The organism is Petrotoga sp. 9T1HF07.CasAA.8.2 (assembly GCF_002895585.1).
In the GTDB taxonomy this organism is placed as follows: Bacteria; Thermotogota; Thermotogae; order Petrotogales; family Petrotogaceae; genus Petrotoga; species Petrotoga mobilis.
Genome location: NZ_AZRI01000029.1, coordinates 13,435 through 28,321, shown reverse-complemented (window position 1 = coordinate 28,321; position 14,887 = coordinate 13,435). Strand labels below are relative to the sequence as shown.

Annotated in this window: 13 protein-coding genes; all 13 read right to left on the bottom strand. The window is 34.3% G+C overall.

What is annotated here, in order from left to right; translation table 11 throughout:
- Window positions 1-2: 2 nt before the first annotated feature.
- The gene (locus X925_RS06000; RefSeq protein WP_255408266.1) at window positions 3-740 is read right to left on the bottom strand and encodes an IclR family transcriptional regulator; all 738 of its coding nucleotides are present in this window, start codon (window positions 738-740) and stop codon (window positions 3-5) included.
- Window positions 741-864: 124 nt separating this feature from the next.
- The gene (locus tag X925_RS05995; RefSeq protein WP_121959421.1) at window positions 865-1,890 is read right to left on the bottom strand and encodes a sugar kinase; all 1,026 of its coding nucleotides are present in this window, start codon (window positions 1,888-1,890) and stop codon (window positions 865-867) included.
- Between the two features lie 40 nt (window positions 1,891-1,930).
- On the bottom strand, window positions 1,931-2,569 hold the full coding sequence (locus tag X925_RS05990; protein WP_103066513.1) for a bifunctional 2-keto-4-hydroxyglutarate aldolase/2-keto-3-deoxy-6-phosphogluconate aldolase: 639 nt from the start codon (window positions 2,567-2,569) through the stop codon (window positions 1,931-1,933).
- Window positions 2,570-2,705: 136 nt separating this feature from the next.
- On the bottom strand, window positions 2,706-3,539 hold the full coding sequence (locus X925_RS05985; RefSeq protein WP_121959420.1) for an SDR family oxidoreductase: 834 nt from the start codon (window positions 3,537-3,539) through the stop codon (window positions 2,706-2,708).
- 21 nt (window positions 3,540-3,560) lie between these two features.
- Window positions 3,561-4,631, bottom strand: coding sequence for a mannonate dehydratase (gene uxuA, locus X925_RS05980; protein ID WP_121959419.1), 1,071 nt, complete (start codon window positions 4,629-4,631; stop codon window positions 3,561-3,563).
- Between the two features lie 94 nt (window positions 4,632-4,725).
- Window positions 4,726-5,244, bottom strand: a complete 519-nt coding sequence (locus X925_RS05975; protein ID WP_121959418.1) for a D-lyxose/D-mannose family sugar isomerase — start codon at window positions 5,242-5,244, stop codon at window positions 4,726-4,728.
- Between the two features lie 81 nt (window positions 5,245-5,325).
- Complete coding sequence (locus X925_RS05970) at window positions 5,326-6,366, bottom strand: ABC transporter ATP-binding protein (protein ID WP_121959417.1); 1,041 nt, start codon at window positions 6,364-6,366, stop codon at window positions 5,326-5,328.
- On the bottom strand, window positions 6,359-7,360 hold the full coding sequence (locus X925_RS05965) for an ABC transporter ATP-binding protein (protein ID WP_121959416.1): 1,002 nt from the start codon (window positions 7,358-7,360) through the stop codon (window positions 6,359-6,361). Before X925_RS05965 ends, X925_RS05970 begins: the two co-directional genes overlap by 8 nt.
- 32 nt (window positions 7,361-7,392) lie before the next feature.
- Entirely contained in the window at window positions 7,393-8,502 is a 1,110-nt protein-coding gene (locus X925_RS05960; protein WP_369973998.1) for an ABC transporter permease, read from the bottom strand.
- Window positions 8,503-8,510: 8 nt separating this feature from the next.
- Window positions 8,511-9,494 (bottom strand): ABC transporter permease, encoded by a 984-nt coding sequence (locus X925_RS05955; RefSeq protein WP_121959414.1) that lies wholly within the window; start codon window positions 9,492-9,494, stop codon window positions 8,511-8,513.
- A gap of 120 nt (window positions 9,495-9,614) precedes the next feature.
- The gene (locus X925_RS05950; protein WP_121959413.1) at window positions 9,615-11,591 is read right to left on the bottom strand and encodes an ABC transporter substrate-binding protein; all 1,977 of its coding nucleotides are present in this window, start codon (window positions 11,589-11,591) and stop codon (window positions 9,615-9,617) included.
- Between the two features lie 445 nt (window positions 11,592-12,036).
- Window positions 12,037-13,437, bottom strand: coding sequence for an alpha-glucosidase AglA (gene aglA, locus X925_RS05945; RefSeq protein WP_121959412.1), 1,401 nt, complete (start codon window positions 13,435-13,437; stop codon window positions 12,037-12,039).
- A gap of 289 nt (window positions 13,438-13,726) precedes the next feature.
- Window positions 13,727-14,884, bottom strand: coding sequence for a tagaturonate epimerase family protein (locus tag X925_RS05940; RefSeq protein WP_121959411.1), 1,158 nt, complete (start codon window positions 14,882-14,884; stop codon window positions 13,727-13,729).
- Window positions 14,885-14,887 lie beyond the last annotated feature (3 nt).

Sequence of the window (14,887 nt, the reverse complement as noted above, 5' to 3'; positions counted from 1 at the left end):
CCTTAATCTTTATGCCCCAACAACTTGGAAATATTTTTGGCACATTCCTTAACATAACGAATATATTCATCTACTTTCTCTTCTTCGGCTCGAGAGGCACTCATCGAAATACTTACACCCGCCATAACTTTTTTATCGTAGTTAAAAATAGGAGCCCCCATACAATAGATCCCAATTTCATTTTCTTCGTTATCAATTGCGTATCCTCTTTCTCTTATTTTTTTAAGTTCATTTTTCAATTTGTTGGGATCAGTAATTGTGTTTTTACCCCTTTTTTTCAACTCCACATTTTCTAGATATTCTTCTATCTCTTCTTCAGGTAAATGAGCCAAAATAGCTTTTCCAAATGCTGTTGCATAAAGGTTTATCTTCATACCAATTCTTGACATCATTGGTAAAGAATTAGGACCTTCTATCTTTTCTACATAAATACCTTCATATCCTTCTTTAATAGCCAAATGAACTGTTTGACCTGTTTTTACCATTAAATCAACTAAGTGGGGATGTGCAATCTCCCTTAGATTTATTTTTTTTAAAATAATACTCCCATACTCCACAAGCTTGAAACTCGGGAAATATGATTTATCGCTATTCTTTGACAACAAGCCTCCTTTGTGCAAATCATCTAAGTACTTATACGCATTAGATATAGACATATCAAACTCTCTTGCAATTTCTGTTGCATAAACTGGTTTTGGTGAATAGACTATATAATCTAATACTTCTAAAACTTTTCTGATAGTTTGAATAGATTTTCACCTTCCTATCTGTAAAATACCGAATTTCATTATATCACAAATTTTAATAATTAAAAGAACTTTGAACCCCTTTCGATTTTGTAGTTTTATTTGATGGCATTTTTATCTATCTTTGAATCCTACCTGTGGAATCTCCTTTTGTTAGAGTTTTCACTTCTTCTAATGTAACGTGGTTAAAATCTCCGATTATAGAATGCTTCAGACATGAGGCAGCTGTAGCAAATTCTATTACTTCTTGATGAGGATAATTGTTTATTAAAGCGTATATTAACCCACCGGCAAAGGAATCTCCTCCCCCTACTCTATCAACTATGAGGATTTGATATTTTTTGGAGCAATAAAATTTGCTGCCATCATAATATAGACCTGCCCAACCATTATCAAAAGCAGAAAAGCTTTCTCTGAGTGTTATAGCGATTCCTTTCAAATCAAACCTTTCAGAAATTTGTTTGGCTAAATTTTTATAACCGTCTAATTGTAGATTTCCTTGGGATACATCAGAATCTTTAGCTTTTATATTAAATACCTTTTCAGCAGCTTCCTCATTCGCTATAAGTACATCGACATATTTCATAAGTTCTGACATCACTTCGTTGGCTTTTTCAGATGACCACAGTTTTTTCCGATAATTTAAATCACAACTAACAATAATTCCTTTATTTTTTGCTGTTTTCACCGCATCCAGGCATGCCTGTGCCGCATTCTCGCTCACGGCAGGTGTTATCCCTGTAAAATGAAACCACTTTGCCTCATCTAAAATCTTATCCCATGGGTATTCTGTAGGTTGAGATTCTGCAAAAGATGAGTATTTTCTATCATAAATGACTAAAGAAGGTCTTTGAGATGCTCCAAATTCATGAAAATAAATACCTAATCTTTCTCCGCCTTGAATTATATAATCAGTTTTTACCCCATATCGTCTTAGGTGATTTATTGCCGATTGCCCTATCGGGTTGTCTGGAACTTTTGACACAAAATAAACATTTTCTCCATAATTGGCAAGAGAAGCAGCAACGTTGGCTTCAGCACCACCGTAAGTTACATCAAAAGAATCTGTTTGAACAAATCTATAATAATTTGGGGGAGAAAGCCTCATCATAATTTCACCAAAAGTAACAATTTTATTAGCCATTACAATATCTCCTTTCAAATATATTTTGTATTCTTAAAAATTATCTTGCCATTGCTATAGCTTCAACAAATTTTTTAGCTGTTTCCTGGACAAGTTCATAGTCTCCCGACTTTGCGCCTTTTGTCAATTCTCCTCCAACGCCAACTGCGGCACAGCCGGCCTTTATCCAATCTCCTACATTTTCGAGACTAACACCGCCTGTAGGGACTATCGGTGCTTGAGGAAGAGGTCCTTTAATTGCTTTGACTATTGAAGGACCAAAAGCACTACCTGGAAAGAATTTAACAAAATCAGCACCAACTTCCATAGCTTCTACCACTTCTTTTATTGACATTGCCCCAGCCATAGAAACTTTTTGATACCTATTGCATATTTTTACCATCTCTTTGTTTAGATATGGACTTACAAAAAATTCGGCTCCAGCTAACATAGCAATTCTCGTTGTTTCTGGATCAAGAACAGTTCCCGCACCTATAAGAATTTCTCCTTTTGAATATTCCTTTTTCAGCTCCTTGATAACATCATTCGCTCCTGGAACAGTCATCGTAATCTCAATAGCCTCGATGCCACCTTTTTTAACAGCGTCGGCAATTTTCAATGCTTCTTCAGGAGAATCAGCTCTTACTACAGCAATTATTCCAACATTTATAATTTGCTCCATCACTTTTAATTTATCCATGGAATCCTCCTCAAAATTTTATCGTTCCTGACCTTTTTATTTATTACTTTACACTCTTTTTTGACTTTTGGACCATAGTAGTTATAAAATCTATTAATAACTACAAATTTTTTATTTTACTAAAAAATCAAAATTACTAAACACCAGAATAAGCTAAAAATCCTCCATCTATTGGAATAACAGTACCGGTAACAAATCCAGAATCTTCTTCATTACATAACCATTTAATTGTTCCTATAAGTTCTTCAGGCTTACCTAGTCTTCCCATTGGTGTGTTGTTGATTATTTTTTGATGCCTTTCGGTAGGTTTTCCTTCCTTATCTAATAGTAAGTTCTTATTTTGTTCTGTTAAGAAGAAACCAGGAGCTATTGCATTTACTCTTACTCCTACCTTTGCAAAATGGACAGCTAACCAAGCAGTGAAATTACTTACCGCAGCTTTTGCTGCACTGTATGCTGCAACTTTTGTCATCGGCGAAAAAGCGCTCATAGAGGATATATTAATTACTGTGGAGTTTTCAAGCTTTACCATTTCCTCTAAAAAAACTTGAGATACGATAAAAGCACTTAAAAAATTGAGATTAAATACAAACTCAAATCCGTTTTGCTCCAAATCAAAAAAAGTGGTCAAATCTTCTTTTCCCAAATCAGTTAATTCAAAAATTTCTTTTGTGGTAGTTCCTTTAGGATGATTCCCTCCTGCACCGTTTATCAAAATATCACATCTACCATATTTATTAATCACTATCTCTTTTGCTTTTTCGACTTGTTCTTTTTTTAGTACATCGCATTTGATAGCTAAAGCATCTCCGCCTTTCCCAATTATTTCATCTTTTACAGCTTTTGCTTTTTCTTCTGATATATCCAATAATGCTGTTTTTACTCCTTCTTTTGCTAGGCCTTTCGCTATTGTACTGCACAATATTCCACCACCACCAGTAATTACTGCAACTTTATCTTTCAAATTCATCCTTTTTCTCTCCTTTCTATATTATTTAATTTTATTTAATGTTTCCCACATGCCGTATAGATAGCTTACCCCTAGTGCCCTATCGTATAGGCCATATCCGGGTCTTGCTTTCTCATTCCATATGTTTCTTCCATGATCAGGTCTTAGATATCCATTAAAATTTATTTCGTACAAAGCTTTAAGAATTTCAATCATATCTAAGGTTCCTTCTTTAGACATGTGTGAAGTTTCGAAAAATCTTTTATTTCCGATTCTTTTGATGTTCCTAACATGTACAAAAGAAATTTTATCTTTCTCTCCAAAATGCCTAATTATTTGTGGGATGTTGTTATCTTCCCTTGCACCTAAAGAACCTGTACAAATGGCTAATGTGTTGGAAGGGCTATCAATGCATTTCACTATTCTTTCAAGTTGCTCTTTTGTGCTAACTATCCGAGGTAAACCGAAGATAGGCCAAGGAGGATCATCAGGATGTATTGCTAATTTTATATTTAATTTTTCACATTCAGGTATTACAGCCTTAAGAAAATATTCTAAATTCTTAAAAAGCCTCTCCTCATTAACATCTTTAAAAATTTCAAAAAGTTTTTCTATGTCCTTTAATTTTTCGTTTTCCCATCCAGGTAACGAAAACCCAGCTGAATTACGCTTAAATTCATCAATGAGTTGTTCAGGAGTTATATCTTTAATCTTTTCATCAAAATAGGCCATAGTTGTTGATCCGTCGTTTAATTTGTAATATAAGTCTGTTCTTATCCAATCAAAAATCGGCATGAAGTTATAACAGATGATTTTGATTCCTATTTTACTTAAATTTTGTATAGTCTTTATATAATTGTCTATATAATGGTCTCTCGTTGCAAGACCTGCTTTTATGTCTTCATGGATATTTACACTTTCAATTACTTCTAATTTTAAACCTTCCTTATTTACTTTATTTTTTAAATTTTCAATTTTGTCAAGAGGCCAAACTTCTCCAACAGGAATTTCATCTAAAGTTCCAGCTATTCCAGATATAACAGGTATTTGCTTTATTTGTGAAAGCGATACACTGTCATCTCCTTCTCCAAACCATCTCATGATAAATTCCATTTGTACCTCACCTCAAGCCTGTATTTAGTTCCATAATTATTTACAATAACAATAAATATATTATATTAACTAATTTTGAAAAAATATTTTTAAATTATACTCTTTTAAAGTTTGGATCTGTGAATATATCAGTTGCATCGTCACTGTAAGAAGAAAATTCAGAAATAACGGCACCTTCTTCTCCAGCCTTGAACCAATGTAAGGTATTTGGAGGTATGGTGTATTGCTCTGCTGGGTTTAAAATTATTTCATGCGATGCTGTGAAATATTCATTTGGTGGTTGCACATGCCAAGTGTTCTTTTCGCCCTCAACGAAAAGAAATACTTTACCATATCTACACCTGAAGGTTTCTTCTTTTCCAATATCTCCATCATGAGGCGGATGCTTGTGTTCAGGACATGTTTGATTAGGTAAAAGAACCATTTCTTTAGCACAGTATCTATCAGTATTTACATAGGTAACAATTTCAAGACCTAGTTCTTCGATATTTTCTAATCCTCCATCAACGATTTCGATGTTTTCCTTTTCATCTTCTCTTAGAGCGATACCAGCTTTCTCAAAAAGTTCCAAACTTTTATTTTTGACTTTTTCATATGTTTCTTTATCTAACATAGATTAAAACCTCCTTATTTTGCCATCTTTTGCAGCTTTTAGAAACTCTAAAACATGCATTGTAACTACCTTTTAATACCTTCAATAAACTTTTAAACCTTTTAAAGAGAGTTGAGAAGCAAAATGGCACGCAACTAAATGTTCATTTTCCCCGTTTCCTAAATTTTTTAGAGGGGGATATTCTTTTTTGCATATATCTTGAGCATAAGGACAACGTTGATGAAAATAGCACCCTTTTGGAGGATTAGCAGGATCAGGAACTTCTCCTTCCAAAGGTTTCAATTGTTCAGCTCTTTTTTTTGGATCCGGAATTGGAACAGCTTCCAAAAGCTTTTCTGTATATGGATGTTTGGGATCTTCAAAAATTTCTTTAGAATCTGCTAATTCAACAATCTTGCCTAAATACATAACCGCGACTCTATCACTTATATGTTCAACAACGCTTAAGTCATGAGAAATGAAAAGATATGTCAAATTAAACTGTTCTTGCAAATCCATTAAAAGATTCAAAATCTGTGCTCTTATGGATACATCTAAAGCTGCTACCGGTTCATCAAGTACAACTAATTCAGGCCTTAGAGCTAACGCTCTTGCTATAACTATTCTTTGTCTTTGGCCCCCACTAAATGCATGGGGGTATCTTATTAAATATTCTTTCCTTAATCCTACTGTTTCCATTAATTTTTCAACTTCTTCTTGAAGTTTTTTTCCTTTTGCTATTTTATTTACTTGTAGAGGTTCACCTATAATATCTCTTACTTTCATTCGAGGGTTTAGAGATGTAAAAGGATTTTGAAACACCATTTGAGCAGATTTCCTTAATAGCTTTTCATCTTTTTTGCTTATATTGGATACATCTATTTTTTCTCCGTTAACATGAAGAAAGATATTTCCTTCCGTTGGTTCAAGGGCTTTTAAAATAGTTTTTGCAATTGTAGTTTTCCCACACCCGGATTCTCCTACAAGTGAGAGGGTTTCTCCTTTTTTGATCGAAAAACTTACATCATCCACAGCCTTCACATGTCCAACAATTTTTGAAAAAATCCCTCTTTTTATTGGGTAATACTTTTTTAAATTTGATACTTCAAGAAGGACTTTATTGCTAATAGTTTTCTCATTCATCGTTTTTCCCTCCATACAAAAAACATGCAACGGTGTGATCTTTAGAAAAGGGGATATTTTTTGGCTCTTTCTCATCACACACTCCTGTTATGTAATTAGGACATCTGTTATGAAAGCTACAGCCTTTAGGTTTGTTGAAAGGATCAGGAACGATACCTTTTATTGCTTCTAATCGTGTCTTTTTTATTCCAATTTTTGGTATAGAAGTCATTAGTGCTCTTGTATATGGATGAAGGGGGTTGTTGAAAATATCATAAACAGTTCCTTCTTCAACAATTTTTCCCAAATACATAACTGCAACTCGATCAGCCATCTGGGCAATAACCCCTAAATCATGCGTTATAAAAATAATTGAGCTTTCAAATTCTTTTTGTAATTCCTTCATTAAATATAGTATTTGGGCTTGGATAGTAACGTCCAATGCGGTGGTTGGTTCATCTGCTATTAATATCATAGGATTACATGAAAGGGCTAAAGCTATCATGCATCGTTGAAGCATCCCACCTGATAGTTCAAAAGGGTAGGAATTTATAATTTTTTTTGGATCTGGAATTTTAACTTTTTCTATCGTTTCTAAAGCTATCTCTTTTGCTTCCTTTTCTGAAAGGGTTTTGTGCAGTATGATATTTTCTATCATCTGTTCTCCAATGGTATAAACTGGTGAAAAAGATGCGGCGGGTTCTTGAAATATCATAGCTATATCGTTACCCCTTATTTGTCGCATTCTTTCATCAGTTGGCATTAAACTTGTTATGTTTATTATTCCATTTTCCGTATGGAGTAGAATTTCCCCAGATCTTTGAGTATTCTTAGGTAAAAGTTGTAAAATAGAAGAAGCGGTTACACTTTTACCGCAACCTGATTCACCCACAATGCCAAACACTTCATCCTTTCTAACAGTAAAATTTATTCCATCTAAAACCTTAACCGTACCTTCAGGTAAATTAAAAGAAACATTTAAATCTTTTATATCAAGGATATTTTCACTTTCCATCTTATTCCTCCTATCATTCTCTATATTCTTAATTATGTATGATAAGGATCGGCAGCATCTCTTAAGCCATCACCAACAAAGTTAAAGCAAAGAACCGTTATAATAACAAATAAAGCAGGGAGCATTAACCAAGGTTGTAAGGCAACAGTTCTGATATTTTGGGCTTCTTGAAGCAAAACTCCCCAGCTTATTGTTGGTGATTGTAAGCCTAATCCTAAGAAACTAAGTCCTGTTTCTCCCAGGATCATACCGGGAATTGAAAGAGTGATAGAAACTATCATATGGCTCGTTAAGGAAGGTAGCATATGTCTAAAGATGATACGAGATTCTTTTGCACCGGCTAACTTCGCAGCAATAACAAAATCTTCTTCTCTTAAAGTAACAAATCTACTTCTGACAACCCTTGCTAAATCGGTCCACCCTCTTAATGAAAGAATAACTGTTATAGCGAAATATCTTTGTATTTGCGACATGTATCTAGGCAAAGCTGCAGCGAGTGCCATCCATAATGGAATATCTGGTATACTTCTTACCACCTCTATTAACCTTTGAATAGTAAAATCTACCTTTCCACCATAATAACCAGATATTCCACCTAAAACCACACCAATTACTAGACTCAAGAAAACCCCCACAAGTCCTATAGTTGTTGATATTCTTGCACCATAAATGATCCTTGAGAGCATGTCCCTTCCCATTCTATCTGTTCCAAAAAGGAACAATTCACCTTCTTCAACTCCTATAAAATGAATATTTGATTCCCATATTCCCCATAATTTATAAGGGTCTCCTTTCACAAAAAAAGAGACAGGATATACTTTTGATTCGTCCGTTAAATAAATTCTTTGAAGTGTTTCGGGATCTCTTTCCATTTTGTAACCATACACATATGGCCTAACTAATTGCCCGTCCCTAATAAATCTTATCCTTTGAGGTGGTGCGTATACATAACGACTATTTAATTTGTTAGGATCGTATGGAGCGAAGAACTCCGCAAAAATACCTACAACGTATAATAAAATTAATATTATCATTCCTACAATTGCCAATTTATTCTTTTTAAAGCGCCACCAAATTAGTTTTGCTTCAGATGCATAATAATATGCTTCTTCCGATTTCTTCTTTTTATTGAACAATTGAATCACCTTCCTCACGAAAGTCTTGCCCTTGGATCCGCCCAAGCAAGTAAAATATCAGAGACTATCGTTCCTATAACAGTAAACATTGTTAAAATTAAGATTATGCTTCCAGCCAAATACATATCCTGAGCTTTCAAAGCATCCATCAACAAAGTACCAACAGTTGGAAGATTGAGTACAATACCAGTAACAACCGCTCCAGAAATAATATTTGGAAGAGTCCATCCTGCAGTGCTTAAAAATGGGATAATAGCAACCCGAAGAGGGTACTTCCAAGTGAGTTTATTTTCAGGAACGCCACGGGCTCTTGCAGCAGTAACATATGGTTTGTTAATTTCATCCAACAAATTTCCTCTGAGGACCCTAATGAGGCCGGCCATTGTAGCAGTCCCTGTTACAATAACGGGTATCCAAAGGTGCTGTAATAAGTCTAATAGTTTTCTCCAACTCCATGGAGCCAAGGCATATTCAGGAGAAAATAATCCTCCTAAACTTAATCCGAAAGCGGAGAAGGCACCCCACATTAAAAGTAAAGCAAATAGAAAATTAGGTACAGAAACTCCAAAGTAGCCCACAACAGTAAACGCATAGTCTCCTATAGTATATTGATGTGTCCCAGAATACACCCCTATTAAGAAACCTGTTACCCAAGCAAACGCAGTTGCCAAAGAAGATATCAAAACAGTGTACCACACTCGGGCTCCTAAAAGGTCTGCAACTGGTTTCTCATACAACATTGAATAACCAAAATCTCCTCTAAATAAGTTGCCAAACCAGTAAAAAAACCTAACATAAACAGGTTTATCTAGCTTATATCTTTCTCTAAGGAGTTCTATCTTGGCTAGGTCAACTTCTTCGCCACTTTGTCTCAGAGCCACTTCATATGTTGTCAAATAATCTCCAGGGGGGAGTTCCATTATAATAAAGGAAAGAAGAATTATAATAAGAACTGTAGGAATAGATAAAAGAAGTCGCTTAACTATATATTGAAGCATAGTACCAAACACCTCCAAAACAATTTGTATTTTAGAGACTTTCAAAAGTTTGATCTAAAAAATGTTTTTTAAAGTACCCCTCAGCCTTTTCAATAAGGCTGAGGGGAACAACTATAACAATTATTCATCAATATAGAACTGCATCGGCATTGTGTTCAATGGAGATCTTAGCACATCATCCGTAACAAGCTCTCTTGCTACGTTTTTGAAATTGTTTTTAACAATAACAGGAGCAATATCTTCTCCAACTGTCCCTATCATCCATAAGTTTTCTCTGTGTATTTTTGTAACTTCTTTCATCAATTCTTTTAATTTTTCTTCATCTGTGGTCTTTTGTATTTCAAGCCAAAGATCAACCAACTCAATAACTGGTTCTGGAGGTACTATATCATCGGGTTCTGGTTCATCCCCTTCTATATAGGCTTTTATCCAGTCTGTCCAACCTACATACCAAGTTGTAGAAATATCTGCAGCACCTGGGAAAACAAAGAAAGGATCAGCTAGAGGTTGAGCAGCCCTATCCATCATCCAAACTTGTCCATCGAAGTCATGCGCATCTAGCCTCTCATAGTATAAACTTCTTTCTAAGTTTTCTACTTCAATTTCAATGCCGAGGTCATTTTTCCAGTATTCTCTTACCATAGTCCAGACGTCTACATGGGGTTGTCCCACTACTTGAACCGTAAATTGCAGAGGTTTTCCATCTGGTCTAAGCCTGTACTCATGCTTTGAATCCCATACAAGCCCCATCTCATCTAAAAGCTCATTCGCTTTTTCGGGGTTGTACTCCGCATAAGCACTTTCCCATTCGGGATCGTAATAAGCTGACCCGCTTACTAAAGAAGCTTGACGAGGCTCAGCTAAACCGGAAAATAAAATTTCATTTATCTCTTCTCTATTGATCCCTAGAGACAGCGCTTGTCTAAATCTCACGTCACTAAAAATTTCTTGGAGGATAGGATCACTATGGTCAAAAGTGTTTAACATTAACTGGCTCACAGAACCATTGGCTGCTATCCAGTTGTAGATTTGATAATCTCCACGTTCCTTATTCATAGCTAAGAGGGTATAATTACCAACACCAGCTCCCATCATTCCAATGTGTCTCCACTGCATGTCAATTTCACCAGAAATTGCTTTCAACAGAATGACTTCATTGTCCATAACGTATTCATGTCTTACGGTATCTATGTATGGTAATTGATTTCCTTCTATGTCAACGGCAAAATAATAAGGATTTCTTTCTAGAATATAAAATGAACTTGTTGGATCCGTCTTAGGTATCCATGTCCAGAGACTAGGGAGTTCTAAGTTTGAAATTGGGTCAGACTTATCTTCAAATACGTCTACCCAAGAAGAATACATCTTTCCTTTTTCTTCTTCAATAATCTTTTCTATTTCTTCCATAGGTGTGTAATCCGGATGAAATTGTTTTAGATAATGTTTTGGGGCACCAGTAAATCCTTGGCTGTAAGCCACTTGTAGCATAAACAAACTATAAGGTTCTGCAAATTCAAATTTAACGGTATAGTCATCGATTTTTTCTACCTTTGCTCTTTTTCCTCCAGCCATATACCATGCAGGTTTAGCGCTTGTATATTCGTCGTTTCCAACTATGTCATTTGCCCAAAAAACTATGTCATCTGCTGTGTAAGGATGTCCATCAGACCATTTCATTCCTTCTCTTAAATGAAAAATGTAGACTTTTCCATTTTCTAGAACTTCCCAGCTTTTGGCTACACCAGGGAGAAATTCCCCACCATCTGCACTAAAATAAATAAGATGTGGTTCATTGAATTTGTACACTCCCCATTGATCTGAAGGTCCTTTCCAGACTCTTCTCCATGTTCCACCAAACTTACCTACTTCTTCTTCAGGTACAATAACTAAAGGTTCCTTAGGAAGTCGCTCTTTTAGTGGTGGTAATTCTCCTTGTTTTACTTTTTCAGTAAGTATTGGTGATTCTTTGAATTCAGTAATTCGTTTGCCTGTTTCTTGATAATATTCTTGAGGAGTTGAATAAGCATTCCAACCAAAGATACTTGTTACTAATAAACTGACTATCAACAAACTTACTACCACTACCTTTTTGTTCATAATTACACCTCCTTGATCACTTATGCTTTTTACCCATTTACTCAATATTTTGATGTTTTTCACCTCCTTTTTGTTAAATCATTACAATCTTTATAAACTCTAAAATCTGTTTTGTTGAACATCTTCTATTGGCAACAAAAAAGGGATAAGTTTTCTGCCAACTATATGATGTTGGGAAATCGTCCCCCCTATTCCCCTTAGTTCATTCCCTACAAATGATTTTTTCGTTTTATAAGTCTTTTTTGTAATTTTATGAAAGTATGGGAATTGCCAATTATAATTTTTACTCCTACCAATATGTCACAGAGCAAAAACTAGGTTTATTCCCTTATTTAGTAGTTAAAAAGTAATGAAAAAAGCTTTTTCCAGTAGAATAGTAAGTTTATTCAACCAACTAATATTTAAGATAAAAAACTTCAAATTTTTATACTAACTTTTAACGTGCTCATACATTAAAATATTCTTTCAATTCTTTATTGATTGGATGGTTCATAATATCAGATAATACTTCTTCAACTTGTTTGAATGATTTAGTTCGTGGATCCCTAATTAAAAACTCTTTTAATATTTCCACATCTCGTTTTATGTAAGCTTCTAAAGCCATTTTCATTCTCATAATTCTTGGAATCAGATAATATTCTTTAATCCTCTCGTCCAGATCGGGTTCTAAAGTTTGCGGGTGCAAGCCACTTTTATCAACCAAAACAGGAACCTCAACAACTATATCATCGGGGATATCTTTAATTGTTCCTTTGTTTTCCACATTCAATATTAATCTTACCTGTTTATTATGAGCTAAGGCGTTAATAAATGGAACATGTTGTTCCCCACTCATTACACCTTTTTTGAAAATTTCGGGCCAAACTTCTGTTAATTTAATATTGGGATCTTTTTCTATTTCTTTAGATAATTCGATCATCCTTTTCCTTGACTCTCTGAGAGAATTATGAAATTTTGGCCTTTCTATTTCATTATCTATTCCCCCAAATTTTCCATACCATTTCTTTTTCGTTTCTAAATTGTAGTTGTATTTCCAACTTCCATTTCTAACAGTGTCACCAATTGGGATCATTCCATAAAATCTATACATATCGATAGCAGCTGGAGATAGTTGTATATCCCACGGCTCTCTTGATTCCCATTTGTATGATTCCTCTTCTACCCATTTATCAAGTAATTCATAAGCATTTTTCCCTTCATAATTGAATCTATTCAACCATATACCATGATTGATACCAGCAACTTGCCAATCCACCTTAGATGAGGGTAAATTTAAACAGTTAAATATTCCATTAACGCCAGAACTACCATGACAAAAACCTACTATTTTGGCTTTAGTTAATTTTTTGACAATCTGAGTTATTTCAAAAACCGGGTTAGCCGTTTGCATTAACCAAGCATTTGGTGCTAACTTTTCTGTTTTTTCTGCAATATCAAGTGCCAATTTTATATCCGGATAAGAACAAATAACGTAAGAGTAAGTTGATACCATGTTAAACTCTTGACTGTCTATTCCTCTATAGTACCCATGTTTCTCACCTATTTCTGTTACTATCTCCCATCTCTTATATCCGTCTTCTATTTCTTTGGGATAAGGGTAGGCGGTGTTTATTATGAAACTTGCTCCCTTTATTGCCTCTTCTAAATTCATAGTTTTTTCAATTTGAATATTTGACCCAAGTTCTTTACAATACTTTTTGGCTAATGTATATGTTGCATTTAATCGTGGTTCATTCACATCCATCATGCATATTTCACAATCTGCCAATTCCTCTGTTTGAGCTATATCACCTATTAACTGCAATGAAAATCTAACACTACCTGCTCCTATAATTCCTATTTTCAATCTTTACCCCTCCTGTATAAGTGTATTTTTATGATTTCTTTAGAAACACTAAAAACGCATTTTAAGTTTTTTTAAACCTTTCACATATTTAAGAAAAATCAATAATTTTACTTTTGAACTGAGGATACTCATTTTCTTATTATGAAAGCAACTTTCTTAATATCAAATCAAAAAAATTATAATAAAATAACGCCTACTTGTCAAATCCGATTTTAACCAATTAGGAGCATTTATTGGCAATTATTTAAGATTAGCTAATAAATGCTCCTTTTTTCTTAGTTTTTTGTTTTTATTTTGTTTCTTCAATTTTAAGTTCTTTCACATGTTTTTCTATATGATTCGCAACGTTTTCATGGTATTCATTTTGGTATTTTGTAAGAATCTCAAAAAACTTTTCTCTGAAGTCGTATTGAGGGTTTAAAACGAACATATATGAAACGTGCAGGGTTTGCCTTGCATCTGGGTTTTGTAGGTATTCTGTTGGAGATAAATCTTTTGGAACTGAGAATGGGTCACAGGAAAGATGGTAGTATTTATCCATTTCTTCTCTTTTATCAAGACATGTTTGCCAGATTTTTTTGAAGAATTCTGGATCTTTCTGAGCTACAACCTTAATAGCTTCGAGATAGCTGGTTCCAGATGTTTTTAGGTGGTAATTCCCTTGAGTAACTTCACCTATTATGGGATAAATAGAGAATTTATCGCTACCAGAATGAATGGAAAGCCTATATCCAAAATATTTGGCTATTTTGTCTTGTTTGATAAGAGACTTTTTAAACTCTTGTATATTTCCTATATAATCAATACCTTTTTGAAACTCCCCAGGGAAACGTGGAGCTAGTGTATCTATTTTTACCCCTTCATCGTAGATATATTTAGAGATCAAAAAATGTGTTTTTTCATCTGTTGGAACATCTGTCTCGTCAACTGAAACTTCAAAAGTTACCTCTTTTTTATTAACCTTTGGAAATTTGTTCCATACATCTATAACTCTTTCGATAACACTGGCATAAATTGAAACAATTTTATTCAATTCGTTTTTATCTGAATATTCTATGGGCATATCGTTTACAAAAAAGCTTTTGTTATAAAATTGTTCAAATATTTGGTCTTTTATAGAAGAATCTTTATTCATATGTTCTGAACAATCCAAAGTGAGCATTGTAATTCCCGAATCTAAAGCATATTGAATCTCCTCATCACTTTTCAAATGATCTCCATCAAATCCACTGTTTTCAACATAGTTTTCCTCAACAAGTGCGTTTAGTACGTCTTTTCTTACATCAGTAAACGTTCTTCCAGTGAAGTTTAACTCCCTAATACTTTGTTGTGCAAAAACAGGAAAGAAGTTGTATTTCTTTGCAACTTTTATATGGCCCGGGGTTGCAATTCCTATTCTATCCCCAAGACCCAAAGAAATCCCTTTCTTCGGTAAAATTGTAAACATTTA

Coding starts and splice junctions, on each gene's coding strand:
- X925_RS05975 (WP_121959418.1), bottom strand. CDS start 5,244: ATGTTAGATAAAGAAACATATGAAAAAGTCAAAAATAAAAGTTTGGAA.
- X925_RS05940 (WP_121959411.1), bottom strand. CDS start 14,884: ATGTTTACAATTTTACCGAAGAAAGGGATTTCTTTGGGTCTTGGGGAT.
- X925_RS05995 (WP_121959421.1), bottom strand. CDS start 1,890: ATGGCTAATAAAATTGTTACTTTTGGTGAAATTATGATGAGGCTTTCT.
- X925_RS05955 (WP_121959414.1), bottom strand. CDS start 9,494: ATGCTTCAATATATAGTTAAGCGACTTCTTTTATCTATTCCTACAGTT.
- X925_RS05985 (WP_121959420.1), bottom strand. CDS start 3,539: ATGAATTTGAAAGATAAAGTTGCAGTAATTACTGGTGGTGGTGGAATA.
- X925_RS05950 (WP_121959413.1), bottom strand. CDS start 11,591: ATGAACAAAAAGGTAGTGGTAGTAAGTTTGTTGATAGTCAGTTTATTA.
- X925_RS05965 (WP_121959416.1), bottom strand. CDS start 7,360: ATGGAAAGTGAAAATATCCTTGATATAAAAGATTTAAATGTTTCTTTT.
- X925_RS05970 (WP_121959417.1), bottom strand. CDS start 6,366: ATGAATGAGAAAACTATTAGCAATAAAGTCCTTCTTGAAGTATCAAAT.
- X925_RS05990 (WP_103066513.1), bottom strand. CDS start 2,569: ATGGATAAATTAAAAGTGATGGAGCAAATTATAAATGTTGGAATAATT.
- uxuA (WP_121959419.1), bottom strand. CDS start 4,631: ATGGAATTTATCATGAGATGGTTTGGAGAAGGAGATGACAGTGTATCG.